At 51.5% G+C, this 26,767-nt stretch carries 26 protein-coding genes; 14 read left to right on the top strand and 12 right to left on the bottom strand.

Translation table 11 applies throughout. From position 1 onward, the window contains the following. Positions 1-17: 17 nt before the first annotated feature. Together A6F49_RS04230 and A6F49_RS04225 are read left to right on the top strand one after the other, a co-directional pair. On the top strand, positions 18-224 hold the full coding sequence (locus tag A6F49_RS04230) for a transposase (RefSeq protein WP_161485767.1): 207 nt from the start codon (positions 18-20) through the stop codon (positions 222-224). Then, positions 143-1,225 (top strand): IS3 family transposase, encoded by a 1,083-nt coding sequence (locus A6F49_RS04225; protein WP_150119383.1) that lies wholly within the window; start codon positions 143-145, stop codon positions 1,223-1,225. The genes A6F49_RS04230 and A6F49_RS04225 overlap by 82 nt, the downstream gene beginning before the upstream one ends. Positions 1,226-1,252: 27 nt before the next feature. Here the strand turns inward: A6F49_RS04225 and A6F49_RS04220 are convergent, their stop codons facing one another. From A6F49_RS04220 to A6F49_RS04185, 8 genes are all read right to left on the bottom strand, one after another. After that, positions 1,253-1,708, bottom strand: a complete 456-nt coding sequence (locus tag A6F49_RS04220) for a helix-turn-helix domain-containing protein (RefSeq protein WP_052504725.1) — start codon at positions 1,706-1,708, stop codon at positions 1,253-1,255. Between the two features lie 405 nt (positions 1,709-2,113). Continuing rightward, positions 2,114-3,355 carry an ROK family transcriptional regulator gene (locus tag A6F49_RS04215; protein WP_043057145.1) on the bottom strand — a complete coding sequence of 414 codons (1,242 nt, stop codon included), beginning with the start codon at positions 3,353-3,355 and terminating at the stop codon, positions 2,114-2,116. 39 nt (positions 3,356-3,394) lie between these two features. Further along, positions 3,395-4,069 carry an HAD family hydrolase gene (locus A6F49_RS04210; RefSeq protein WP_052504723.1) on the bottom strand — a complete coding sequence of 225 codons (675 nt, stop codon included), beginning with the start codon at positions 4,067-4,069 and terminating at the stop codon, positions 3,395-3,397. A gap of 5 nt (positions 4,070-4,074) precedes the next feature. Next, entirely contained in the window at positions 4,075-4,506 is a 432-nt protein-coding gene (locus A6F49_RS17245) for a nuclear transport factor 2 family protein (RefSeq protein WP_161485766.1), read from the bottom strand. 36 nt (positions 4,507-4,542) lie between these two features. After that, positions 4,543-5,643 carry an ABC transporter substrate-binding protein gene (locus tag A6F49_RS04200; protein WP_082911581.1) on the bottom strand — a complete coding sequence of 367 codons (1,101 nt, stop codon included), beginning with the start codon at positions 5,641-5,643 and terminating at the stop codon, positions 4,543-4,545. A gap of 26 nt (positions 5,644-5,669) precedes the next feature. Then, positions 5,670-6,803 (bottom strand): ABC transporter ATP-binding protein, encoded by a 1,134-nt coding sequence (locus A6F49_RS04195; RefSeq protein WP_052504722.1) that lies wholly within the window; start codon positions 6,801-6,803, stop codon positions 5,670-5,672. A 12-nt stretch (positions 6,804-6,815) separates the two neighbouring features. Further along, entirely contained in the window at positions 6,816-8,573 is a 1,758-nt protein-coding gene (locus tag A6F49_RS04190) for an ABC transporter permease (protein WP_043057142.1), read from the bottom strand. Between the two features lie 53 nt (positions 8,574-8,626). Beyond that, positions 8,627-10,342, bottom strand: a complete 1,716-nt coding sequence (locus A6F49_RS04185; RefSeq protein ID WP_043057141.1) for a thiamine pyrophosphate-dependent enzyme — start codon at positions 10,340-10,342, stop codon at positions 8,627-8,629. An 803-nt stretch (positions 10,343-11,145) separates the two neighbouring features. Here A6F49_RS04185 and A6F49_RS04180 point away from each other — a divergent pair. Together A6F49_RS04180 and A6F49_RS04175 are read left to right on the top strand one after the other, a co-directional pair. Continuing rightward, the gene (locus A6F49_RS04180) at positions 11,146-11,658 is read left to right on the top strand and encodes a flavin reductase family protein (RefSeq protein ID WP_052504721.1); all 513 of its coding nucleotides are present in this window, start codon (positions 11,146-11,148) and stop codon (positions 11,656-11,658) included. A gap of 48 nt (positions 11,659-11,706) precedes the next feature. Beyond that, positions 11,707-13,224, top strand: a complete 1,518-nt coding sequence (locus tag A6F49_RS04175) for an aldehyde dehydrogenase family protein (RefSeq protein WP_052504720.1) — start codon at positions 11,707-11,709, stop codon at positions 13,222-13,224. A 1-nt stretch (position 13,225) separates the two neighbouring features. On the opposite strand, the gene A6F49_RS04170 is transcribed toward A6F49_RS04175, so the two are convergent. Then, the gene (locus A6F49_RS04170) at positions 13,226-14,284 is read right to left on the bottom strand and encodes an Lrp/AsnC family transcriptional regulator (RefSeq protein ID WP_201120234.1); all 1,059 of its coding nucleotides are present in this window, start codon (positions 14,282-14,284) and stop codon (positions 13,226-13,228) included. Between the two features lie 102 nt (positions 14,285-14,386). On the opposite strand from A6F49_RS04170, the gene A6F49_RS04165 reads away from it, so the two are divergent. From A6F49_RS04165 to A6F49_RS18575, 9 genes are all read left to right on the top strand, one after another. Beyond that, a complete protein-coding gene (locus tag A6F49_RS04165; protein WP_235604855.1) occupies positions 14,387-15,463 on the top strand; it encodes an LLM class flavin-dependent oxidoreductase in 1,077 nt (358 codons plus the stop codon). Positions 15,464-15,692: 229 nt separating this feature from the next. Continuing rightward, complete coding sequence (locus A6F49_RS04160; protein WP_082911579.1) at positions 15,693-17,144, top strand: purine-cytosine permease family protein; 1,452 nt, start codon at positions 15,693-15,695, stop codon at positions 17,142-17,144. Between the two features lie 28 nt (positions 17,145-17,172). Next, the gene (locus tag A6F49_RS04155; protein WP_043057137.1) at positions 17,173-17,478 is read left to right on the top strand and encodes an EthD family reductase; all 306 of its coding nucleotides are present in this window, start codon (positions 17,173-17,175) and stop codon (positions 17,476-17,478) included. Then, positions 17,475-19,133 carry an amidohydrolase gene (locus tag A6F49_RS04150; RefSeq protein WP_043057136.1) on the top strand — a complete coding sequence of 553 codons (1,659 nt, stop codon included), beginning with the start codon at positions 17,475-17,477 and terminating at the stop codon, positions 19,131-19,133. The genes A6F49_RS04155 and A6F49_RS04150 overlap by 4 nt, the downstream gene beginning before the upstream one ends. Before the next feature lie 337 nt (positions 19,134-19,470). After that, positions 19,471-20,025 (top strand): flavin reductase family protein, encoded by a 555-nt coding sequence (locus tag A6F49_RS04145; RefSeq protein WP_268751166.1) that lies wholly within the window; start codon positions 19,471-19,473, stop codon positions 20,023-20,025. Between the two features lie 159 nt (positions 20,026-20,184). Further along, positions 20,185-20,520, top strand: coding sequence for an NAD(P)H-dependent oxidoreductase (locus A6F49_RS04140; RefSeq protein ID WP_268751169.1), 336 nt, complete (start codon positions 20,185-20,187; stop codon positions 20,518-20,520). Positions 20,521-20,547: 27 nt separating this feature from the next. Further along, positions 20,548-20,961 carry a hypothetical protein gene (locus A6F49_RS04135; protein WP_150119382.1) on the top strand — a complete coding sequence of 138 codons (414 nt, stop codon included), beginning with the start codon at positions 20,548-20,550 and terminating at the stop codon, positions 20,959-20,961. A 635-nt stretch (positions 20,962-21,596) separates the two neighbouring features. Further along, positions 21,597-22,844: a group II intron reverse transcriptase/maturase gene (ltrA, locus tag A6F49_RS04130; RefSeq protein ID WP_052504717.1), complete on the top strand. Its 1,248-nt coding sequence runs from the start codon at positions 21,597-21,599 to the stop codon at positions 22,842-22,844. 162 nt (positions 22,845-23,006) lie between these two features. After that, positions 23,007-23,141 (top strand): hypothetical protein, encoded by a 135-nt coding sequence (locus tag A6F49_RS18575; protein WP_268751165.1) that lies wholly within the window; start codon positions 23,007-23,009, stop codon positions 23,139-23,141. A 242-nt stretch (positions 23,142-23,383) separates the two neighbouring features. Here the strand turns inward: A6F49_RS18575 and A6F49_RS04125 are convergent, their stop codons facing one another. From A6F49_RS04125 to A6F49_RS04115, 3 genes are all read right to left on the bottom strand, one after another. Beyond that, positions 23,384-23,686: a hypothetical protein gene (locus A6F49_RS04125; protein ID WP_043057134.1), complete on the bottom strand. Its 303-nt coding sequence runs from the start codon at positions 23,684-23,686 to the stop codon at positions 23,384-23,386. A gap of 161 nt (positions 23,687-23,847) precedes the next feature. Next, positions 23,848-24,231 carry a LexA family protein gene (locus tag A6F49_RS04120; protein ID WP_043057175.1) on the bottom strand — a complete coding sequence of 128 codons (384 nt, stop codon included), beginning with the start codon at positions 24,229-24,231 and terminating at the stop codon, positions 23,848-23,850. A gap of 508 nt (positions 24,232-24,739) precedes the next feature. After that, positions 24,740-25,528: a sulfite exporter TauE/SafE family protein gene (locus A6F49_RS04115; RefSeq protein WP_043057133.1), complete on the bottom strand. Its 789-nt coding sequence runs from the start codon at positions 25,526-25,528 to the stop codon at positions 24,740-24,742. A 173-nt stretch (positions 25,529-25,701) separates the two neighbouring features. On the opposite strand from A6F49_RS04115, the gene A6F49_RS04110 reads away from it, so the two are divergent. After that, positions 25,702-26,766, top strand: a complete 1,065-nt coding sequence (locus A6F49_RS04110; RefSeq protein ID WP_043057132.1) for an MBL fold metallo-hydrolase — start codon at positions 25,702-25,704, stop codon at positions 26,764-26,766. Position 26,767 lies beyond the last annotated feature (1 nt).

Here is a 26,767-nt window from a genome sequence, read left to right as displayed (position 1 = left end):
TAGGAGCCTTACTCATCGTGACAGAGCGAAAGAAATATACTGCAGAGTTCAAACAGCGGGCCGTGGATCTGGTCATCGATTCGGGTCGTCCGGTTGCGCAGGTCAGTGTGGAGATTGGGGTCAAGGAAGGCACCCTTGGCAATTGGGTGCGCAAGTACCGCCAGGACCACCCAGAAGAGTTTGCTGGCGACGCCCCGGAGTCGGTGGCCTATGCCGAGCATTAGCGGGTGCTCAAGGAAAATGCCAAGCTGAAACAAGAGGTGGAATTCCTCTCAAGAGTCAGCGCCTTCTTCGCCTCGAAGCAACAATCGTAGACTGCTACGCGTTCATCGAAGCGCAGAAGGCCAACTATTCCATTGTCATGATGTGCCGGGTACTGCAGGTCTCGCGGGCCTCGTTTTATCGGTGGCGCCAACCCAAGCAACCCTCTGGGCGCCAGGTGCGCCACCAACAGCTGGTGGCGGCCGTCAAAGCCGAATATGAGGATGCTGAAGGCATGGCGGGCCGGCGTCAGCTGACCCGGCTGCTGAACACCAAAGGTATTGAGGTCTCGGAGTCCACCGTAGGAGCCATTATGCGGGCTCACGATTTGCGGGCCATCCGCACTATGGCGTGGAAACAGACCACCGTCCAAGACCCGCAAGCCAGAACGGAACACATCGACAATCATATGATCGATGACCACGGCGACCGGGATTTCTCCTCCGAGACACCAGGGACCCGATTGGTCGGCGATATAACGTATCTCAAGACAGGGCAGGGCTGGTTGTATTTGGCCACGGTCATCGATTTGTGCACCGGGATGGTCATCGGCTGGCATACCGCCAATCACATGCGCACCGACCTATGCATCGGGGCGTTGGCCATGGCCCGTGATCAAGGGTATCTCCACCCTGACCAGGCGATTTACCACACGGATAGAGGGGTTCAGTTCACCTCAGCCAAGTTTCAGGCCTGGTGCGCAGCCAACGGAGTGACCCAGTCGATGGGCCGCACTGGCGTCTGCTGGGACAACTCGGTCGCTGAGAACTGGTTTTCACACTTCAAGACCGAGTTCTACTACCACCACCGGTTTGCCACCCACCGTGAGGCTGAAGCCGCCATTATGGGCTACATCGAGTCCTGGTACAACCGACGCCGACCCAACGAACGCACCGGTGGTCACCCACCGATGCACGCCTGGATCAACTACCAATCTTGCGACCAAGAACTCTTGGCCGCATAACCAGAAAAAGAAACACAGACAACTGTCTCAAAAAGTTGACGAGCGCACCTGATCCCGTTGAAACCGCACATAAGAGGATTTCGGCCGCTTCTTTGGGTTGGCTTCCACGGCTCCTGCCGCACGCAGCAACCTGGCAATCGTGGATACTGATGGGATCGGCGGGTCCAGCAGTTGTTCGATGGCGATTTCAAATCGGATCGACATCGGTCCATAATCCCAGCCCCGGGATTTCAGATCCGCTCGTGCCGCCAATAACACCCGCGTTACGGATTCGTCATAGACGCGCTGGGTGGTATGGGGCGCACTGCTGCGCGGATGCAAGGCTGCTTGAGATTCTTCAGCGTAGCGGGTCCGGATCGTGTAGAAACTGCGTCGTGAGATCTTCAACGTTTTACAGAATTCCGACACCGTCACAGCATCAGGGTCAGCGGGATCAAAAGCAATAATTTTCCGGCGCACTGCCGGTGATAAGGGAGTAACCATACTCCTCATCATCACGACCACCAGATGTGCACAAGGTTGATGACACATCATCCTGGAAATCACCAGCCGCAAGTGCGCCTAAGGTGGTGACACCGGGTGTGCACAAGGTCATGACATCGCATGTGCTAAAGGTCCTGACACAGCACATCCGGTCGTCAGACATCCGCTACTTGAAGCGTGTTCCTAACAAAAGCGTTCCAATAAGTCCAGCGCCACATAAAACACGCAATGTTCTTAGGGCCTGTCTTTTAGGAAATGCAGCGCCGCGTTTATTTTGACGCATTAAATGCCTCGAATCGATACCGAACGTAGCATTCTCGTTATCCATGAGAATATATTCCGTTCTGTACGCTTGTGATTTCTGGGATAGCTCGCTACAGGAATACAAATGACCAGATGGCTTTGCTAATCATCAGCAACTTGCTGACCTCGACACTTCACGAACTGGTCGAGGCGTTGCTCAATCTCGTCATCGGTCAGCATCCGCTCAACCACAAGCATGCTCGCTCCTCTAATGCCGGCATCATCTCTCAGTTGTGTTGGCCCTAGCACTACTACTTCAGAAGACATTGGTAAGGCATGTTTAGCTAAGGACTCTCGGATCCCAGCAAATAGATGATCTTCGGGTTCTGCTAGGTAGCCCCACACTCGAATCACATCCGGGTTAAGAAGGTTGACTATGCCTGCAAGCACTTGACCAATCCTTCGGCCCGCCATACGAATCTGCTCGATCGCTTCAGGGACACCTCTTTTGGCAAGGGCACTGACATCTTGTACACTGTCCGCCTCGAAGCCTTTTTCCCTGAGCACCTCAGCCAAGACTCTGCCCCCTGCAACGGCGTTTAAGCATCCACGATTTCCACAATTACACAAAGCATCCGAGCCTTCTATCATCGTGTGACCGATTTCTCCGGTCATATCCTGCCGTCCACGCACAATGTCTCCCCCTACGAGAATTCCGCAACTAATAACAGTTCCTGCTTTGACTGATATCAAAACTTCGGGACGCGGACTCTGCATGTGGTATTCAGCTAAGGCTATGAGGTTGACATCGTGGTCGACAAAGACCGGCACATCAAATTCTTCGACCAAAGCCGTAGAGAGCTCCTCAAGTGACCAAGCACTGCCTGTTGGAAGGTCCCTTGAGGTGTTAAGAACTTGGCGCAATTCCAATAAGTTCGGTAAGCCAACACCTATACCATAAAGGCGCTTGCCCCTTGTACTGTTATTCTCCAGTAACTGTCGGAAAGCTTGTACAATTTCTTGCATGACCTGTATTTGACCACTTGAGGTTTTTGCTTCGATCATCGCGCTGCCCAGAAGATGACCGTCAAGGTTCGTAACTGCAGCACGAGATGCCGTTATACCGATTTGAACGGTGAGGACCACACCTGCATTCGGGTTAAATTCGTATGCTGCAGCTGAACGACCCTTACCACTGGCAGTAGATCTGCTCTCTAGAATAAGGTCGGCGTCCAGTAAAATTTTAACCCGCGAGGTGACAGTCGACCGGGCCAGTTCCATGGCTTCGCTGAGCTCGGAAATGGTACATGGTCCTCTTTGTCGAATAAGATTGAGCAACTCTCCGGAGCGGAGAACCGCGGAAGAGCGAAGCTGTGATTTATAAGTGGATGAAACAGTGGTCATAATCAACATCTATCAGTGGAGGGGCATAAAGGGAGCATCTCATATTGCAGGACCAATAGACAGGTAATCTACGCTGTTTCTACTATCCACTCCGGAACAACATAGTGCCTCAAGCTCATTCGGAGTTGTCACTTGTTTATATTCAGCGGCAGCATTACTTGATGTCGGGACGGCATCTTTGCGAGCATTGTGTTGCCATTGGGCTAACACAAAAAGCGAGCCAGCTCTTTGAGCAGCACTAGCATCCTGAGTTGTGTCACCGACAATTAGAGTTTCATATGCCGATGTTCCAAGACGGGCACAGGCCACATGAATACCTTCCGGATCAGGTTTTCCAAGAGCAACATCGTCGATACTCACCACGGTCTCGAAGTACTGCGCAAGCCCGCTTTTCCGAAGCAAAATATCTACTATTTCTTTGCGAGCGTTAGATACTACCGCAAGTGCGTAATCTTGTTGCAAACGCCTAAGCATCGAGTCAATTCCCGCAAAGGGTGTTATATAACTGTCCTCCATAGAAGAAAGGAAAATCTGACGGCTGCCACGCGCACGCATAAGTGTCGTCGAGGGGTCCCGTAGTTCGGCGTGTTCCCAACGGCGATGGAGAACAGGATTTGAAATAGCCTGGTCCAAACTTGAGCTCACTACATCCTCGGACATTAAAAGAGTACCCTCAAGGTCGAAAATGATACCGGGTCTCTGTGTGTTATTCATTCCACTCACCCTGCACTTAGTTGCTCGTGAAAAAAAGCACCTAGTTCTTGTTGTCTGCGATATTCAATGACCCAACGATTTCCTTGTTTGACATAGCGATCTAAACACCTACGTACCCCTACGAATTCAGAGTCTGTATCTGGTCGAACTTGAAAAACGAGTAGTGAGTAATGTGCTTCTGCGCATACGCCAGGAATGACGGGAATATGAGCATAATTAACCACCGCGTGACACGTGATTCTTTCGGTTTCGCGCTCTCTCTCACCAAAAAGATTGAGCAATTCATCTCGGCCAACGCTGATATCCCCATAGCGGTCAAGTACCGCATCATCGGCAAAACACTCAGCAGCTGCAGAAGCTGTGCCATAATCCACGACCCGATAGCTCCTCAACGTGACATCTTGGCATCCAGCCGATTCGCTCTTATCTTCGAGCATGACAAACATTCCTTATCTTACGAAGTTATTATTTGATCAACCTAATAATGAGTTGAGTTGGCGCCGCAGGGAGACCATCTCGTTAGGGTCAGTAAGTACGGAATCATCGGTTGGTAATAGCTTTACGTCTTGGAGGTCGGGCATACCTTCACCTGCAAATCCTGGACGTATGGGGTAGGTGTAGTTTTTAGCGTATTGGTCCATGACAGCATCGCTGTAGAGAAAATTTTCAAACAAACGGGCTGCATTGGGGTGTGGCGCATCAGCATTTATGCCCATAGCTCCGGGGGTGGCTATTGCACCTTCTTCGGGAAGAACTAGTTCTATTGGGTGGCCCTCAGCCATATCAGCATATGTGCGGAAATCGGTGACGGTTCCAACTGGTGATGAACCCGACAGAATCGCGGCTTCTGTATCTCCGAAGCTTGACAAGATCACTGGGTTGTTGTCTCCGAGTTGCTCTATATAGTCTTCTCCGAAGTTCTGCATCCACGAGGCTGCGGCTTGTGTGGCAACAGTCAGGCTTGCAGGGTCACCAAGAGCAATGTTGTTCTTCCATTTTTCTTCGGTGAGGTCTTCCCAGGAAGCGGGAGCTTCGTCTTTAGTTACTTCGTTGGTGTTGTATGCGATAGCGACTAAAGGTGTGTAACCTGTACTCACCCAGTTCCCGTTAGGATCCTTGTATTTATCATCAACTTCATCTATGTTCTCCGGATAGTAAGGAGCGAAAGCTCCATTCTCCGCGAGACGCTGCACCGTGTAGCCTGGTGTGACGTAAGCAACATCACCTTCAAGGCCTGCTCCAGAGAATTCGGCTTCGAGTTTGGCGGCTATTTTTTCGCCGGGGAGTCGCAATATTTCTACGTCGATTTCAGGATATTCCTGCATGAAGAGGTCAGCAATAGCTGTAGCGTTCTCGCGAGGCTCATTTGTATACCACACGACTTTACCTTCCTCTTTCGCTTCAGCTTCTAAGCTTGCTGAAGTAGCCGTAGGGACAGGCCCATTGCTCTCGTGTTGTGCAGTCCCTGAGGTATCTTGTGTTGCTTCAGTGGAGCAGCCCGCAAGTAGAACGGTGCAGCTAGCGAAGGCGACAACAGCGGTAATTTTGATGCGAGATGTAAATTTCTTTCTCATGGTGGTTCCCTCTTTAGATGAATGAATTATGCGCTAACAAGAGAAGAACACTGATTTACTGTTCTTCCATTTGCAGGCAAAACGACAAGATGCTGTTCTGAGATATTCAGGACTACTTCCTCGTCAGCTTCAGCAGGACGCAGCCGAGAATCAACAAGCGACACTCTTATATCGTTAGCAAGCCGGACCCACAATTTAACTGCTCCATCAGTGAATTCAGTATGCTCGACAACCCCGCTTACTTGGGGTCCCTGATTTCCTACATTGTCAGCGATAGTGAGACCTTGAGTGCGGACGAAAATAGAGACTGGTTCTCCTGACGTCGTCTCGGATGAAAGCCAGTGTTGTTTGATCTGAACAACCGTGTTGGTGCCTGCGATTCGCATGCTTCCGGCTGACGCATCCTCAACAATTGCCGGAAGTTCACCAGACCAATGGCTCAGTATCTCCGCGGCTGAACGATTAGGAGGAAATTCGTACAGTTCACGAGGTGCCCCTGAGCAAAGTAGGCGTCCTTTTTCAAGCACCACGAGTTGGTCTGCAAGCGTCATTGCTTCATCTCGATCATGAGTTACATAGATGAAGGTGATACCTGTAGTACGTTGCATTTCTTTGAGTTGGAGGCGAAGGCGACCACGCAAGGCTGCATCCAGGTTACTCAGCGGTTCATCAAATAATATTAATCCCGGACGAAGAGCAATACTACGAGCCAAGGCCACGCGCTGCTGTTGGCCCCCGCTGAGTTCTGCGGGTGCACGGTGACGCAGTTCAGTCAGGCCGGTGAGCGATAGAGCCTCTGTAACTTGTTGCTGCCGTTCTTCTCGGTTCAGTTTTTTAGACTTCAGAGGCAACTCTATGTTTTGCTCGACCGACAGATGTGGCCAAAGCGCATAGCTTTGGAATACCACTGCAAGGTTACGCTCTTGGGGGGCCACGTATTTGGAGCCAGCTACGACTTGGTCGTCGATAAGGATCTCGCCGTGCGATGGGCGGATAAATCCAGCAATCAACCGCAACAAGGTCGTCTTGCCGCTTCCACTTGCGCCCAGGATAGCCGTGACTCCTCCATCCTGGATGTGTAGTGAAACGTTGCGCAAGCCACCTGATCCGTCGGTGTTGGAGTATGTGAAGTTGAGATCTTTAAGAGTAATAGACGACATGGTTTTTCCTATCTAGTCGATATCCGCGAAGGCCTTGCGTCCGGCGAGCTTGATAACCACAAGGTAGGCAATAACACTTAGAACGAAGAGCACTGAAGACAATGCATACATCTGCCCAATCAGTCCCTCCTCCTTGTAGCTCAATAAGACAGTCGCAGACACGACAGTTTCGCTGGTAATAAGCAAGATCGAAGATGACAGTTCGTTGAATGCAAAGAAAAAGCAGATGATCGCTCCGGCCAGCAGGGCCCTCTTAGAGAGCGGGAACATCACTCGTGAAAAAGTGCGCCCCCCGGACACGCCATGGCTATATGCTGCCAGTTCCAAGTCTCGGTCAATTTCGCCGATCGCTCCGTGAAGATTTCTCCTACCGAACGGCAGGAATCTGCCGATATAAGCAATAACGATAATTGCAGCCGTATTGTATAAAACTAAGGGCCCAGTGCTGTACGCCGTAATGAGACCGAACGACAATACGATGCCAGGAATCACGAACGAAAGATCCGAGATGGAGTTCATCACTTTTCCGAACCGGAATCCATGACGCTCGAAATATACCAGCGCTAAGGAGATAGCTAAAACGGTTAAGGTCGCAATGAGTGCAAATACGGCACTGTTCCACAAGGCCAAAACCGTCTGACCAAGTTCAAAGAGAGCTTCATAAGATGCGAACCCAAGATTGTCGAAAGACAATGTGTAACTTCCCGTGTTGGAGAGACTTCCAAGTAACAGAATGATTCCAGGCACGATCAGAATGATTAACATAGCCAAACTGCTCCAAGCGATGAGGAAGATATTCGCCCAGCGAGACAAGATGAGCTTCGCGCTACCACCGGATTTCCCCACGACCATGGGGTGGGTATGTCGGCCAACGTACCAGTTAGTCAGTACTGTTAAGACGATGGACACCACTAATAAAATGACAGACATGGTCGCTGCATGCACGAAATCCACGGGGTAACCGAAGTCTTGGTAAATTGCAGTAGTGAGCAAAGGAATGCCGCCAGGGATTGCGAGGGTAGCCTGAACCCCAAAAACATTGATACCCGCCACGAAGCCCAAAAATGAGGCCGAAATTAAGGCTGGTCTCATTAAGGGGAAAGTGATTTTTCGAAGCACTCCAACAGGAGAAATCCCATGCGAATACCCTGCATCTTCTAGATCACTGCTCATGCTCGACAAAGCCACTGCCAAGCTAATGAAAATTATGGGGAACTCGTGAAAGGCCGTGATTATGGCAAGCCCCCAGAAGCTGTACAGCGACGTCGTGGTACCAAACAGATTTGAGAGAAATGCTGCACCTGTCATGTTCGGACCAAACGGAATCAAATACGCTAGAGCGATGAGCATTCCTGGTGTTAGGAAGCTCATGAAGCTCAGGTGCATAAAGAGGCGACGCCCTCGCATATTGGTGCGGACTACAGCCCAGGCCATAGGCGCAGCAAAGATTAAAGCCAGTACGGTAGCTACCAAGCCCATACCTAAAGTGGTAGCAGTCGCCTCCCAAGTATAGGGATCTTGCAAGATCTGAATAAAACTTCTAGCGTCAAACGCGCCAGTATTTGGATCAAGTACTGCTGTTAGAACCACTCGGAAAGTCGGGTATACTACCGCAACAACCACTGCCGCGATGACTGCTATCCAAGCGATACGGGCCCAGGTACCGTGTACATTACGTCCGATTGGTGTACGAAAGGCACGGTGAGCCCCCGTTAAATCCAGTTTCTCAGCTAACTCTTTGCTTTCCTCAGCGAGAGTAGAATTTTTCATATTAGTTACCCGTTTCAGTCATAAAACTGCATCTCGGAAGATCTGGCTATGAATTAATTACTGTCTTCGACATATCGCGGATGCAAGCGTCGTCGCTCCTGGAGAGCATCTTTGCGTCGGGGCGGCGCCAATACCGCAAGGTCAACATGCATATCAAGCACGACAGGCTTATCAGAACTAAGTGCTTCAGAGTAGGCCGATTCCAGGTCTTCAAGAGTTCGCACGCTTCGACCGAGTGCTCCCATTTCTTCCGCAATTACAGCAAAGTCAGGATTATCTAAATCACAAGCAAAGAAACGTCCCTCTAAGAACCCCATTTGGTTTGCTCTTTCGGCAGCTAAGGAGCCGTTATTGAGCACTATAGAAATAACGGGAGCATCTTCGGCCACTGCTGTCAGCACTTCTTGAAGGCCAGTTCCCCATGCGCCGTCTCCGCTGATTGCAATTACAGGGCGGTCAGGTGATGAAATCTTTGCACCGATGGCGTTCGAAAAGGCTCCGCCCATCGATCCAAAAGTCCCGGGCATCATGAGGCTACGGCCTTGGGTGAATTGGAAATATGTTGTCACGAAGCTAGTGGCATTTCCTGCGTCTGCAGTCACGATTGCATCCTCAGGCGTCATTTCAGCAATCTTTTTCAAAGCCAACTTCGGGGATAATGGTGTCTGGGCGCTTCCTGCTTCATTATGCAGTTGATCCCACCACTGTGACTTGCCCTCTCGAATCTCAGCGAGAGTTTCTTCAGAAGACTTCACGGGTGCCGAACGTGAAGTCAGCTCAGTTTCTAGCGCGCGGGCTGTTTCAGCACAATCCCCCACAAGTCCTACATCGAAAGGCGTGTCCGCACCCAAGGCAAGAGGGTTGTTATCATTCATAATGAGTGTTGCTGAACGCGGCCAAAAATCTAGGTCGTATTGAGGCATGATTCCAGTCATGTTAAGTCTAGTGCCTAACGCCAGTATCACGTCCGCTTGTGCAACATATTCCATGGCAAAACGTGATCCACAGTAACCCAGTGGACCGATATAGCGAGGATGAGAGTTATCGAAGGCATCGTTGTGGTTGTAAATGGTCGCAATTGCAGCATCCACTGAATCCGCGATAGCCGCGATAGCTCCCATGTCACCGCTCTGACTTACTCCGAGCCCACACAAAATCACGGGCCGTTCGGCGTTCTGCAAGGCATCTGCAGCAGCGCGAATATCACTTTCAACTGGGCGAGTCAGACCCGAGTGCCTATACCGTTCCGGGGCGATCTCTTCATACTCGAATTCCTCATAAAAAAGATCACGCGGGATATCGACCTGTGCTGGCCCACGCTTAATGCGCGCCGCACGGAACGCTGCTCGCATGGCCCACGGAATACGTTCTGCAGTAGATACTTGATGTTGAGAAACCGTGATCGAAGACATCAGAGACATCTGATCGACTTCTTGAACGATATGACTACCACGTTGCTTCGTCGTTACGGATGGTGTCACTACAACCATGGGCGTGTGATTGGCATATGCCATGGCAACGCCACTGACGAGGTTAGTGATCCCTGGTCCGTTTTGTCCGATACATACGCCAATTTTTCCAGACGCCTGAGTGTACCCATCTGCCATCCCACCCGCATTTTGCTCGTTACGAACCTGGACAAATGAGATCCCAGCCGTATCAAAGAGATCAAGCGGATCAACGATAGCTGAGCCATTGATCCCAAAAACAACCTCGACACCTTCGATACGGAGGGCCTCCACGAAAGCCTCACTACCGCGAACTCGCACTGTTCTTCTCCTTCTTAATTCCCCTGATGCCCTCGGTGGGCAGTTCCTGGAAACCTCATATTGTCAGAATTGCTAAATGTAGCCTACGTCACATTGTGTCGCCAGTCAACATAAGTACGTCGAAAAAAATCATAAGTAAGGCTTCATTGCATCACGGTCGCCACAGATCGCTTGCTTCTCAGTCGTCGTCTACCCTGTCTTACTCCTACTCAATTCCAAGTTGATCTTTCCAATTAACGCTGGACGCCGACATCACTTACTGATCTTGACGCCTGGCATCCGAGGAGACCCTGGATAACTTCGACAAATACTCACCGCGCTACTGACTACGCACGCGGAAGCTCTGTAGATCAGTGCCGAGGTGGTCATCGTCCTGGACCAACTGATCGTCACCTAAAGCCCTGGCGGTCTCGCGCACGATAACGAAAAGGTGCTCACTATTCGTCTTGGGTCACAGGCGGCTTTGAGAAACTGCTCGCACCTCACCAGGTCCAACAGTGCAACGGAGCAACTGAAGTGGCTCCCGCTTTTACAGGAAACATGCCTATGTCGGCCTTTACCCCCGTCCACAACCGGGGTGGGTCGCCACTACAAAAAGTGAATCTGGAAAAGCATTCTTGTGGTGCTAAGCGAAGAGCCCGGCCTCTATCTCCAAATAAGCGAAAAGGACGGGAGGGAGGAATCAACTCCTGTCATCGATCATGATGCCTCGTCACCTAGTTGCATATAACTGCTCTAAAATTCCAACATATTGTGAATTACGGTCTTGCAATCCAAAATATATGTGATGTATGGTTCATAGCATGACAATAATTAGTGACCGCAATCACAGCAATGTCCTGGAAGAAGGAACTCTCCGCGATATCAGAGCGGAGCTACCCGCCGTAGTGTCAATCGTGACTACCGCAGACAATCAGGGGACGCCTTATGGCGCAACAGTCTCCTCGATGGTGTCGTTGTCATTAGAGCCTCCACTCCTGCTAGTCTGCCTCGAGTCAAACTCAGATACGTTAGCAGCACTTGAGGTTGGCGGAGGTTTTGTAGTGAACGTTGCGTCAGAGGAACAGCAGAAGACTGCATTCGCATTTTCAAAAAAGGGTCCAGAAAAATTCGAGACCACAAACTGGGTATTAAATAGTTCTGGCTTACCTAAACTTGTCGACTCTGCAATTGTTTTTGACTGTGTGGTAACGAGCCTCATCCAAGAGGGTGATCACACCATCGTCGTCGGCCACATTTCGAATCTTGAGCAAAGCAATGAACCCAGGCCTTTAATCTACCGACATAGAAAAATGCACACATCGCCTACGGCTTGAGTGCTGAGAAAAGTTTCATCATCGATACACCTAAGAGGTAAAAATATTATGTCAATAACAACTGATACAACTAATTATTTATCCAACCTACTCATCCCGTCAGCATACAAGTTTGCCACCCAGAAACATGGCAGTTTTATTGAAGGAACTAAACACTCGATCAATGAAACAAGCATCGATATCATCGATCCTTCTACTGGACGAGTGATCACTCAAGTAAGTGAAACAGACGAAGAAACCGTCGATAGAGCGGTCCTATCTGCAAAACGAGCCTTCGACGAATCCTGGGGTCACATGGCGGCCTCTCAACGTGAGGCGTCATTGCACCGCCTAGCTGACTTGATTGAGGAGAATGCGGCTGAACTCGCACAGTATGACGCCCTCGAAGGTGGAAAACCCGTAAGTCAAGTGGAAACTGTTGACCTGCCACTCGCTATTGAGCAGTTTCGATACTATGCTGGCTGGCCCACCAAGTTACGTGGCGACACAGTACCTGCAGCCTCAGCCTCAACCGCTCATGTTTTTACGCATAAAAAACCTCGCGGCGTCGTAGCTGCCATCACACCGTGGAATTTTCCACTATGTCAAGCCGCTATCAAGATTGCTCCAGCGCTAGCAGCGGGAAATACTGTCGTGCTAAAACCATCAGAGCTTACATCCCTATCTTCTTTGAGGTTAGCGGAGTTAGCTATGGAGGCTGGTCTACCTGCAGGAACCTTAAACGTGGTTACCGGTACTGGAGCAAATACTGGACACCATCTTGTCTCTCACCCGGCAGTCAACATGATCTCTTTTACGGGTTCAGAAAAGGTAGGGCGTCACATTGCAGGCCAAGCGGGACAAGATCTCAAACCAGTGGCCCTTGAACTCGGCGGCAAGAATCCTAACATTATTTTGCCAGACGCCGACATCGCAAAAGCAGCACAATATGCCGCAACGACTGCCTACTTTTATTCTGGTCAAGTATGCTTCAGCGGTTCACGTCTGATGGTTGACCGCAGTGTTCTAGACGAGGTGCTAGAAGCAATTCAAACGCATGCTGAGGACTTAGTCCTTGGCCATGGCCTTGATCGGTCCACAACAATGGGACCACTTTCATCGGACACTCACAGAAATAAGGTTGAAGGATACCTGGAAGAAGTCACCATAAACGGCGGCGAGATCGCTTTCGGAGGACTACGCCCAGAAAAAGGAAACAGCGATGGGTTTTTCCTCCAACCTACGGCGATAGTAGGCCCCCCGGATATCACCCCAGCAGTAGAAGAAGAGATTTTTGGGCCTGTCCTGATCGTGCAGCCCTTCGATGACATAGAGGAAGTGATCACACGCGCAAATAAGGGTAAATATGGTCTATCAGCTGGCCTCTGGACCAACGACGTGCGCAATGCACATCGCATTAGCCAAAGATTAGAAGCAGGGACAGTCTGGGTAAATACGTACTCCGACTGGCACGCCACAGCACCATTCGGCGGGTTCAAGAACTCCGGGATGGGAGGAAAAGACAACGGGGCGGAGGGAATAGAAAAGTTCCTCGATACTCAAACCATCTGGATGTCCTTAGAGTAAGTCAGCTTCTAGGCAGCTTTCGAGGTTTCAACGCTTTATAATACAAGTCAATATAAGTCCATGTATCACTGACTTGGACTCCTGGAATAGCGCGGATGCGCTCATCAAGAATACGAATGAGGTCTTCTCGAGTAGAAGCGATGACTTCCGCTAGGACATGGAATCTCCCGCTAGTAATAGCGACGTAGGACACTTCGTTCAAGTTAGTCAACGCCTCTGCGACTTCAGTACTTTTCGTTCCAGGACCAATCTTGAGTCCAACCCAACTTGTAGCTGTGTAGCCCAGGCGCAACGGGTTGATGATACACATAACTTTCACCGCACCAGATTCCGAGAGTTTCCCGTATCTAAGACGAACAGTGGCTATAGGAATCTGCAACGTCGCAGCGATATCGCTGAAGGAGGTGCGACCGTTATCTGCCATCTGAGAAATAATTTTACGATCAAGATCGTCAATCTGCATCGGCCTAACGCCTAGCTCCGTGATCTTGCTTTGAGCAGGAAAGAATCTCGCTTGCTGGTAGTGGAGTCGCAGATAGCTCAACACTTCAACCGATTGGACGCCGATGAGTGCACCAATTTTGTCGAAAGCTACTGTATACAGCTCTTGTCGGTCGATGCATACAATTTCTGCTTGCAAAGGGAAAGTGCCAGTTGTGACAGTTACATAATCAACCTCGGGCAACACAGCAACCGCTTCTGCTATCTGTGCGGGATTCTTGGTACCGTCCAGCGAAATCAGCACTAGAGCCAGTTCCTCAAACCCTAACAATGAAGGGTCAGTCACAGCAGATATCTGCATGAAGTTACTCTCCAACAAAGAAGTGACCCGTCGGCGAACTGTCTTCTCCGTCACTCGAGTTTGTCGTGCGAGTTCTGCATATGGCATTCGCCCATCATTTTGGAGGTGGCTAATTAGATCTAAGTCGAGAGCTGAGAGCTCTTCCTGGCGATCTGTTCCCGAATCCATAGGTCGAGATACTTCTAGAGCTGCAAAGGGGCGTTCCCCGCCTGCTGGCGTAGAGACGACAGCACCAGTGCCTCCGAACTCATTACGCATGGGGTTCACTATACAGGAAAGATCACAAGCTTAGGGCTAGAACCAAACCCAATTGCCCTACTTATAAGCAGATATAAGTTTACTTAAATACAAAAGGATAGAATGATGAAAATTGGATTACTTCAAGAAGGCGACATCACCGGGACCACGGTCTACAAGCGCTACCACGAACTAATTGATGAAGTAGCACTGGCAGATCAACTGGGATTTTCGACCTGGGGCACCTCCGAGCAGCACTTTAGTCCGCCTAGTTTCTCAGTGTCTGCTCCCGAAGTCTTATATGCGGCTATTGCAATGCGGACATCGAATATTAAATTACGCACCATGGCGTCGATCATGCTGAAGTGGAACCATCCAATTACGGTGGCTGAACGCTTAGCAACCCTAGATATTGTCTCTCAAGGACGCGCAGAAATTACTACCGGCCGATCGAATAACCTTACAACGCTCGAAGCTTTCGGTGTCGACCCGAAAGAGACACGCGATCAGTGGGAAGACTCGATGGACGTACTAATGAAAATCTTCGCGCAAGACCGGCTAGAACACGATGGCCCGTTCTGGAAGATTCCGTCTGTCGAAGTTGTCCCGAAGCCCATCACCAATCCCCATCCACCGGTTTCAGTCGCCGCCTCGAGCGTGCAGTCCCACATCAACGCAGCGGAACGCGGTATAGGTGTCATTTCTTTCGAAAGCTATTTTGGCTTTGAATATTTACAAGAATTGTTAGATGCATATCGTGAAGCATTCGATTCAGCGGATCACTCACGAGTAGTCGCTCCAAATGATTACCGCGGTTTGTACGTCGCTACTGCATATTGTGCAGAAACCAAAGAAGAAGCGCGAGAAGTAGCTCGGAACGTTGCGATGGAATACTTCAAGTTCATGCTGGATTTGGCTATTCCTTTGGCCAAAAACCCAAATTATGCCTATCTCGATTCCATAGAGCAGCTAATTGAACACCAAAACGACCTCGATTGGCTGATGGAATTTACTCCGTCTGTCATGATCGGCACCCCTGATGACTTCATTAAACGTATTGAACGTCTCGAGAATATGGGAATTGACGAAGTCCTTCTCCGTATCGATGGAGTCGGACATGAGAATATTAAGAGATCGCTTGAACTCATCGGTCGTGAAGTAATCCCCGCAGTGTCAACTAAGCAGGTCTTATCAAGATGAGTACTAATAGTCGAACCTCAACATCAACAGATCCCCTTCTCTACCCTGCGTCCGATCAAAACAATCGGCAATGTGAAAAAGATCCCTTCAGTCCGCACCTGCGATACCTTATCAACTCCATCCAGATGCCTGAAAACCAAGGCGAGACCTTAAAAAATAGGGATTACGTAGTTCTATTGGTAGTTACGCTCCTCATCCCCATTATTGTGAATGTGATCGGTCGTTTGCTATGACTCAGACTAAATTGGATGTTACCTACTCGGAAGACACAGCAAGTGAAAATGGTTGGCCCAACCTGAAACGACAGCGCTCCTGGGGACCCTTTGCTGTGTTTTCCAGCTCGGTTTCAACTGCTATCGCCACTTGGTGCTTTATCATCGGGGGCTTCGCTGCATATTATTTACCCGCCGTGCCCGGAACCATGGCAGTTTTGGCCGGGTCACTCATTGGCATCTTATTTATTGTATTGGCCTGCCTACCCCCGAGTTCTAAGTACGGGATAGATGGCGTAGCGTCGTCCGTACCACAACTAGGAACCCGAGGATCAGTCCTATCAGTGGTACTCATTTATCTCACCACTTTAGGCTGGAATATATACCTTTTCGTACTACTGGGTCGAGCTGTGGAATCCATTGGAGGCGCCTTCTTTTCGGACTTGCCATCATGGATTGTTGGTGCTGCTGCAATAACAGCTGTTTTACTAGTCACAGCAATTATCCGGACAGGGACTCCAGCAGTTCGAAAAGTAAGCCAGCTAATCGCTGTTTCCGTCTTAATTTTGTCTTTCGTGATCATGGGACTTTTGCTTTATAGCGTTGGTTTGGACACTTTGCTCAGCGCTCCAGCAATTGCGCCTAATGAGAGCGTTCACGTGAACTGGTCGAGTGCTATGGAAGTACTGATTGCCTCCAACCTTTCCTGGTGGGCCTATACGGGGGCCATTGTCCGTAATTCCCCAAGCGCGCGGCAGTCTCTTTGGCCAGTGGTCCTTGGTTTGGGCCTTGCTGTAGGTGTGGGATCCCTCACTGGGTTCTACGGAGGATTAGTCATACCTGAATCTGGTGGTGACCCTACCCAATATCTCGTCGAGATTGGCGGACCCGTGGTGGGCATTATCTCACTTGCTTTTATTATCCTGGCAAATATCGGTACAGCAGTTATAGGGGTATATGCGTCTACAATCGCTACTCGTCAACTGCCATTGATGAGCAAGATGAAATGGGTTCCTTCCACTCTCGTCGCCACAGTTCCTGCGTTGATCCTAGCGGGCTTCTTCCCCGATATCGCCTTTGCCAACTTCAGCGTTTTTCTATCTTTCTTAGGGATAGCCTTTGCCCCTATGTGCGGGATTCAGATCATGGACTACTTCTTGCTGCGTCGTCAAACCTTGAACGTAGCCGCGATCTATGACCGTCGCCCCACATCTGCTTATTACTATTGGCGAGGGTTCAATCCAGTGGGTTTCATTGCATTCTTTTCTGGGGTTTTAGTTTATCTGTATCTCCTCGATCCGATAACTTACGAATCGAGGACTCCATTTGAGTTTATGACTGCGACCATACCGACAGTGATTGTCGCAGGTCTCATCTATTGGTTAGGAACCAAACTTCTCCTTGTTCCCCAAGGAAAAGGTGAATACAAGACTGTAAAAAAAATTAACAGCAACCCAGTCAAGCAATAACTAATTCAATTCAATACAGGAGCCCTCTATGCATGATATTTATATTTTCTATCGTCCGCCCAAGGACCCATCAAAATTCGACTACCACTATGAGAACATCCATGTTCCACTAGTGCAGCAACTTCCTGAACTGCAGAACTTCACCTGGGGCAAGGTCCAAGGAGATGACGACGCAGAGTACTACTTAATTGCGTGTTTGACGTACGAAAACCAAACAGCAGCTGTTCAATCACTCGCGTCCGAACCAGGCGAAGCTTCAGTACAAGATTTGGACAACTTCGCTCAAGCCGGCGTCTCGGTTCTGCACGTCCCACGCCTGGGAGGTGCTCAATGAATACATCGGTATATGCAGCCCCCGCCGACAGTATCTTCGTGGCAAAAGAAATCCTCACACTTGCTCCAGGGGCCAAAAGCGGACCCGCGGCGCTATGCGTCAGGGATGGCATGGTTCAGGCTGTCATCCCAGTCGATGATATTTCTAAGTGGGCAGGGAAACACACCAGTATCTTTGATTTCTCAGGTCGAACGATCATGCCAGGTTTCGTAGACCCGCACGCACACGCAGAAGTAGCCGCTAAAGCTACTTATCAGATGGTTGACTGTCGGGCCCCGAAAAACCCTGATATCGCAGCGGTTCTTAACACGCTTCGGGAACATCTGGACCAAGCCCGCGATGGTTGGTTAATCGGTCAAGCCAATCTATTTTTTGACAAAAAGCTCACCGATCAACGCCTTCCCACCAGAGAAGAACTCGATAGCGTAAGTACCGATGTGGCAATCGCCATCCGGGCGGGGGGCCACCTAAGCATCCTGAATAGTCGAGCTATGGAAATCGCCGGCATAGATGAGTCATTCGAAGCTGTAAATCACAGCATCACGGGAAAACCTTCTGTCCATCGAGACGAAAACGGACGTCCGACTGGCGTCGTTACCGAAATGGACAAATTACTGCCCTTCCCCTCACTTTCACCCGAAGAAACACATTTTGCAATTGAAAAGGGTATTAATGAACTCTTCACATCCAATGGTGTAACTACTATTGGTGAAATTACAGATACGCTCGAAGCTACTAAAATATTCGATCAAGCATTAATTGAAGAACGCATTCATGCTCGCATACATCTTTACCTCTGGACTCCGGGCACAGTAAGTTTAGAAGAGGCTTGCAACTTCCGTAACTGGGCCTTCTTTGAATCTGACGAATCTTTTCTACGCATCCAAGGCGTGAAGGCCTTCTCTGATGGGGGATATTCAGCAAAAAAAGCTGCGCTGAATCATCCTTATGCTCAGGAAGAGCACAATTGCGGCGAAATAGCCCTGTCGAACGACGAAATCATCGAATTAGCCACCCGCACACAAGAGGCTGGTTTGCAGCTAGCCATCCATGCCAACGGAGACCGTGCGCAACTCGAAGTGTGTCACGCGCTTGAACAAATACCGCGAGACGCCAATACGCCGAAAATTCGCATCGAGCATGCCGGCAACTTTATGCCCAACTATGAAGAACTTACTACAGCGTGGAAATCTGCGGATATTATTCCTGTTCCGCAACCAGTTTTCATCTACAATTTTGGTGAATTCGTTCCCGACTATGTTGGCGAATACGCTCGTGAGCGGCAATTCCCCTTCAAACGCCTCCTAGAAGACGGTTGGAATATTTCCGGCAGTTCTGATGTATGGGTCGGTTCAGAAGTTGGTCAGACGAATCCTTTTCTGAGCGTATACTCAACGATTGCCCGACGTACCTTTCATAACCAGGAACTCCCTCTCAACGAAAATATTACGATTTTGGAAGCCCTGCGCATGCATACCATAGGAGGCGCAGCGGCTCTAGGAATGGAACATACGCGAGGCTCACTCGAGCCGGGTAAATTTGCTGATTTCATCACATTAGATATGAATCCTATGCACGTGAAACCTGAAGACCTCCTAAATATCAAAGTTGAAGATGTATTTATAGGCGGAAAACAGGTTCACACTCGCGAGTGACTACACAACTTGGTCTCTACAACTTTTGCCCAGTGCAAGCGTTGGAGCCACTGAGATGCTGCACGTAACGTTTCATCAGCTTCGCATTTTCCCATAGCTCTAGTCTGGGCAGTACGTGGTGAATCAACACTTACCAGGGCGCCCGCGCCAATATTTCGGAATAACATCGGGGCGTCCCGATTCTCTACCACTTTTGAGTCTCCTCTCTTCGAGTCCGTGCTTATGTCCTTTCAATTTGGATGGTGACCCTACTAGACAACATTAAAAATCTAAAGCAATATAACGTGAATAGAACCACAGCTTCACGCAATAACATCCAAGCAGAGGATCTTACAAAGTGATAAACCAAGATACGAAGGCATTGAGGTCACGGCCCGAACTACGAGAATTTCACGATGATCAACAAATAGTACGTAAAGCGTTTGCGCATTTTCCCTCTGGGCTCTCACTCCTGGCTGTGCACCAAGACAGTGAAAAATATGCCATGGTAGCTTCTTCATTCATGGTGGGAGTTTCCCTTAATCCATGTTTGGTCGCAGTGGCAGTACAGAAGGACTCTGTGACTTGGCCCAAAATACGCCAAGCTGACCTGATAGGTATCTCAATATTTGGACACAGTCAGGGGGCGTTGGTACGCCAGCTTGCCAGCAAAGAACGGTCAAAACGTTTCGAAAACGTTGTTGTGGAAACGTCCGAATCTGGAGGTGTTTACCTCCCTGACGCCGCAATGTGGCTCGAGACCACTATCTATCAAGAGACCGACGCAGGTGACCACTGGATGATCCTCTTAGAAGTAACACGCTTGGGAGTCGACGAGAATACCGAACCGCTGGTATGGCATGGATCACGCCTGCGGAATTTTGCGCCTGAACCCCCATCCAAGATTCGTTGATCTCACTTTATGCACCCTCTGGGTCACAAGGAGAAAGGTAATTCCTTGAAAGTACTTGTCTTTACGGCCCACCCTCGAAGCGATTCACTGACAGCAAGCGCCACAAAGCACTTCGTCGACGGCTTATCCAAGGCTGGTCACGAGTAGGAAGTAGTTGACCTGTATGCTGAAGAGTTCATGCCATTAGTATTCCCAAAGGACGAACCTGCTTGGGACGATCCGAACAAAACATATTCTGAAACGGTAATGCGAGAGCAAAAGCGTATCGAAGAACACCATGCCTTGGTCTACACCTTCCCGGTCTGGTGGTACAGTATGCCTGCCGTGATGAAGGGATGCATTGATCGAGTCTGGAACCATGGATTTGCTTACAGCCCAGCAAAGCTGCCTGTTCAGAAGGTGCAGTGGATTGCTCTCGTTGGCGTCACAGAAGAGCAGTTCCCTAACTGTCAGGATGGGATGAGACCAGCGGCTCTTAGCAAGTTCACTTTTTGATAGGGCCTATTTGAAAGAGATGTTCCTGTGACTACATCTTCGTATTCCATCCCGTCCGGTCGTGTTTCGGGTTTAGCCTCGGTGTCGGATAATGGGGTCATGAGCACTGACGATCCTGCCGAGAAGCCCCGCCGCCGGGTGATCAGCGTTGCTGAGAAATTGGCGCATTTGGAAGCTTATGATCACGCCATCCAAACCCACCAAGGTGGCGCGTATTTACGCGCCAATGGGTTATATTCATCCCAGATTGCCCAATGGCGCAAGCAACGCGATGCCGGCCTGTTCGATCGTAAACAGCCTGGGGAGGCTATTGGCAAGCCGTCAAAGGAACAAGCCGAGATTGCCCGGTTGAAACGCCAACTGGCCGATCGAGAACGGGAACTCGAGACCACGCAAACTGCGCTGGATATCAGGGGAAAAGCGCATGCGCGTGCGACGTGAGGTCGCACATTTTCAGTGATTACATGAAAAGGAGGTGACGTCTTTTTGGGATGTTGCATGTGATCCGGGTTAGTGTCCAGTAGACCCGTCCCCACCGTGGCGTGCGTTGTTGGTAACGACGAGGTGCGAAGCCTGCGGGAAAGCCGAAGTCGTGGCATCAACTTGCCGATGTACGACGGGCGAGGGGAAAGTCCGGATGGGTGAACGTAAGTGAACCGTTGATGAGCTCTCGTTAGCTTTAGGCCCCCTTATGGCAAGTATCGGGGGTTTCAGGAACACACCGGTGCGATTCCGGTAGGTGGCATCCGTGGCGTGCGAAGCGGATGTGAGGACACCACCGTTCCCGGGGGAAAGACGGCACCCTGCCAGACTGCAACTGGAATGTGTGGAACACGGAAACCCCGTGGCACGCCGGTGACACCGGTGGGCTGTCTTGTAAAGGATGCTGATGTGTGCGGCGGGAACAGGAAGGCTCAAAAAGCAAACGCCAGGACATCGAAAGATACTGGGAAACACGCGGTATAGGACTGCTCCTGCTGCGGTCACCGTATGCTAACCACCTGGATACCAGATCGTGTGTCTGGACGCGAAAGCGGGCTGACGTGGGCCGGGTGAGTCGTGAAAGGAAGACCCCAATGCGCACGGAACTGCGGAGGATGTTAGACGCTACGGCGAACAGATCCACAGACGCCAGCTTTGATTGGTGGGCTGATATCAATTGGCCCCAGATCGAAGCAGACGTACGTGCGTTGAGGCAACGGATTTTCACGGCGGCGCAGGATGCCAACCCCAAGCGGGTTCGCAGTCTGCAACGCCTGATGCTGCGGTCGTGGGCCAACGTGCTGGTGACGGTGCGCAGGGTGACGCAGACAAATACGGGACGCCACACCGCGGGGGTGGATGGCGTGGTCGTGTTGGATGACCAGTCACGGGCTGCGATGGCGGTGTGGCTTGCAGACAATGCGATCACGACCAAGCCCTCGCCGGTACGGCGGGTGTATATCCCAAAGGCCAATGGCAAACGCCGACCACTGGGTATTCCGACGTTAATCGACCGTGCCATCCAAGCGATGGTGGTCAATGCGTCAGAACCCGAGTGGGAGGCCCGTTTTGAACCGAATGTCTATGGCTTCCGGCCAGGACGCGGCTGCCATGACGCTATTGAGGCAATCTATCTGACGTGTGCAGGAAAGACCCGGTACCGTATGTGGGTACTGGACGCTGACCTGGCAGCAGCGTTTGACAACATTAACCATGACCATCTGTTGTCCATGCTTGATGGGTTTCCTGCGAAGGGACATATCGCAGCGTGGCTGACGGCCGGCATCATGGAAGACGGTCAGTATCATGCCACCAAAGCGGGAGCACCCCAAGGCGGATTGATATCACCGTTGTTATTAAACATCGCTATGCACGGCATGGAAGAAGCCGCTGGGGTACGCCGACACGCTGCGCACAAAGCGGCACTTGGTGACCGAGTGATCAAGTGCGCGCCAGTGCTCATTCGCTACGCGGATGACCTGGTCGCGCTGTGTCATTCGGAACAGGAGGCTCTTGCAGTCAAACAACGACTGGCAGTCTGGTTACGGCCCCGGGGGCTGTCGTTCAACGAGGATAAGACACACATCGTGCACCTGTCCGAGGGGTTCGACTTCTTGGGGTTCAATATCCGCCGTTATCCCAACGGGAAGCTGCTGACCAAGCCGTCCAAGGCTGCGATGCTTCGGATACGTGCGCGCCTGGGCCAAGAGGTCACCAGACTCAATGGTGCAAACGCCCAGGCGGTGATCGGAACGCTCAATCCTATTCTTCGAGGGTGGGCGAGCTATTACCGTACTGGAGTCTCGCAACGGTCCTACAACCAACTCGATAGTTGGTTGTAGGACCGACTCTGGCGCTGGGCACTACGACGCCACCAGAATAAGGGCCGACGCTGGATCAAAAACCGCTACTGGGATCGTTACCGCGCTTCGCGCAACGACCGCTGGGTTTTTGGTGACCGGGACACCGGCCAGCACCTGACCAAGACCGCCTGGACGCCGATCGTGCGCCACATTAAAGTCAAAGGCAGGGCATCACCTGATGATCCTACTCTGACCGAATACTGGCAACAACGACGTCGACGGCCACCACTTCCCACACCTGCAGCTGCCCTGGGCTTGCTTGAGCCGGATGAATAGAAACTATTCACGTCCGGTTCTGAGGGGGCCCCGGCGCAGCAATGCGCCAGGGCTACCCGACTCTTGGAACAGCTCTCCAAGAGCGCGGACTCCCAAGAGCTCAAGCGCAACAACCCCTAAGACACGCTTACCTGCAGTTGGTGGACGCCAACGTGACTACCCGTCAGGCCGAAACACTCACACCGGGATATCGCGGTCCCTTATCTGTCAGGATGGGAAGAGACCAGCGGCTCTTAGCAAGTTCACTTTTGATAGGGCAGCCCAGTCGTCGAGGGCGCAAGGTGTCTAATAGCCACGAGATGGGTCATCCATTCATCAAAACCTGCAGCACTCCAATTCCACGGCCAGTCGTTGGTGAACTGCTGAAAATTGCTCACGATATTCAGCGACGTGCGAACGGTAGATTCCTTGAGGTATCTGCCACCACGCTGTTGGTCACTCCACCCCTCGAGCATGGCATTGAAAACAGATTCTTCCTCGTCCAAGAAGGCGACACCAGCGACCAAGAACAACGAGGCAGCTCCCGGCGGCTTCTGAATTGTCACGAAAACCCCTCTCGTTTAATGCACGATTCGTGCATTAAACGAGAGGGGTTTATCGCCTTTATTCCAGTCCCACAACCCTCTTTAACGCGTAGAGGAAGGTACCATTTTCGGAATATCAGCCCTTTTCAACAGGCCTTTCGACGGTTTCAGAGGAATATCAACTAGTTCAGCTGGTGCAGACATGTGGTGGCCACACCCCAGATCAACAGATCCGATAGTTCGGCAACGGTGACGTCGGGGTACTCCGCATTTTCGGCTTGCAGTACGACGCCGCTGGGCGTGATCCGTAGGCGTTTGACGGTCATTTCGCCGTCGACCACCGCGACGACGACGTGCCCGTCGCGGGCTTCAATGCCCCGGTCGACGATGAGATTATCGCCGTCGTAAATGCCAGCACCTTGCATCGAATCACCCGAGACTCGCACGATAAACGTGGATAGCTCATCGCGGATGAGCATCTGGGTCAGATCGATTTTGGTATCCGAATAGTCTTGCGACGGTGATGGGAATCCGGCTGGTACTCGGCCGACACCAGCGGCGACCATTCGACCGTTGGTCGGCACATGCGTGTAGATCTGGTCTATTTTCATCCCGAACACTCCCTCGCTCGGTTATCAGTCTAATCGGTTTGGGGAGCTCTACGATCGATAGTTGATGTAGGACATGGGTGGCTGAACGAGCCCGTTGAGCCGATCAAGTTCTTCAAAGCGAGCATCGTAGAACCCTCAATGGCTGCGGTGTACTTTCGCCGAAAATGTATTGAGAAGCCTTGCGCCGTCTCGTCCCTGTCCGGCTCATCAACGCCCACACCTTGCAGTTCAAAACGTGGGTACTGCAGCTCTTCATGCAACCAGATATACGCCAGCGAATTATCGAACCGGTCCTAGACCAAATTCACCAGAGTCTCGCCGTTGCCGTAGCAAACCCAGCACCACGACCAAACTGCTGTGGTTCAACCGTCAGGCATCCGGCTTTTTCAAAAATTCTGAGAAGGCATCAGACAATCCCTTGCCCTGCTTAGCGCTGATCAAATTAACGTAGAATACAAGCGCTTCACTTCGCGCGGCGAGATAGCACGTCTACCAGCATCCGAATAATGACGAGCGCGAGGAAGACCGCGAATACGATATTGGCAATCTCCGGGCTCAGTGCGTGCGCCGTCCACACTCCTAGGGGCGTTGCCAATGCGGCGGCAGCACCGATGGTCAGGGCGGCTGGCGGGTCGACATTTCGACGTCGCACATTGGCAATCGTGCCGGACATGCCGGTGGCAATCACCACGAGCAAAGATGTGCCTTTCGCGACGAGGTCACTGGCACCAAACAACACGACGAGCAGCGGCACGATGATCACTCCCCCACCGATGCCCAACAGCCCGGACATCACGCCGGTGAAGAGCCCTAGGGCGACCAGTCCGGCGCCGAGCAACCAGTCCATCTCGACGACGGCGTCGCGGGATGGGATGACCACGAACAGCGAAGCGATCACGAGCAACATAAACACGATAAATCCCCACCGGACGGCCCGCTGTGGCAGAACGGTCAACAACCACGAACCAATCGGCGCACCAACAATTGACCCGGTGGCCAACAGTACGGCCATCAGCAGATCCAGGTTGCCTTCGATCGCGTAGGAGATGACACCGACGATCGCCGGCAGGACGACGGCAAGCAGTGAGGTTCCCGCGGCGATGCGCGTGTAGTACCCGAAAAGATATACCAGCGCTGGCAACACGATAATCCCACCACCGATACCAAACAGCCCAGATGAGACACCCACGGCCAGACCCAACAGGATGAGTCCGAACCAATTGCGTTGTGCTGGGATGGTGTATGCCGTCACGGGCCCTCCGCTCGATGAGATGTTGCTACCGGGACTGAGAGTAGCACCATCCCGTCATCGGTTTTACCTATGAGTCTGATCGGAACAATTCGTTTTACTTTTTATGAAACTTAACACAAAGTAGAGGGAATCAGATCACATGATGTAAATCACGAAGCCTTGAAGGAGTTTGAGTGCAACAGGAACTCGATCTTGCACCACGCATCATCACCCTGGGGACTGCCGGTGGGCCACGCTGGTGGTCCTCGCGTACCGGACAGCACCGCCATGGGATTGCCACGGCCGTCGTCGTCGGCGATCAGTACTACTTGGTCGACGTCGGTCTCGGCGTTGGACGGCAGTTGGAACGCGCGGATTTATCATTCGATGACATGCGCGCCATGTTCATTACCCACCTGCATTCCGACCACACGGTGGACTTGCCCAGCCTGCTGACCATGGGGCTGTATGCTCGCGATATCGAGGCCAACGGACCGATTAAAATTTTCGGTCCCGGCGACCGCGGCATGCTGCCCCCGGTATCCGAACGCGCCGAAGTCGCCCCGCAACCGGTGTGTCCCGACAATCCGACGCCGGGCACCTACGGCATGGTGCATTCGATCGTCCAGGCCTACGCGACTGATCTTAATGACCGGATCTTGGATGCGCTGCGCCCTTCACCGCTGGATTGCTTTACTGTCCAAGATATTGAGATCCCTGAGGACATTGGTTATCACCCGAATGACAATCCAACCCCGGCGGGCATGGCACCGTTTGAGGTCTACCGCGATGATCTGGTCACGGTGACCGCGATTCTGGTCGAGCACCCACCGGTGGCCCCGGCCTTTGCCTTCCGCTTCGACACGGTGGCCGGCTCGGTGACCATTTCGGGCGATACCACCGCCACCGACAACCTGGTGACCCTGGCGCGCGGCACCGACCTGCTGCTACACGAAGCCATCGACTTCGACTGGGTCGAACGCGCCTATGGCGGCGGCAAAACCCAGACCGATCAGGCCTCGATCGATCATCACCGCAAGTCACATACGTCTCCGGAACAGGCCATCGAACTGGCCGAACGCGCCGGTGCCGCCCGCTTGGCGCTGCACCACCTGGTCCCGGGCAATACGCCGGCCGAACGCTGGGAAGCCCTGGGTGAAACTTTCGCCGGAGAATTCTTTATTCCACACGATCTTGATTCAATTTCTTTTGCGCACCAGGATGCCCTGGCTGTGCCAGACCTGAAGGTAGGTGTCTAAC

Source organism: Enteractinococcus helveticum (assembly GCF_001657475.1).
Classification (GTDB): domain Bacteria; phylum Actinomycetota; class Actinomycetes; order Actinomycetales; family Micrococcaceae; genus Yaniella; species Yaniella helvetica.
Note: the sequence above shows the minus strand (reverse complement) of the source record. Positions and strands in the feature narration are given on the sequence as shown.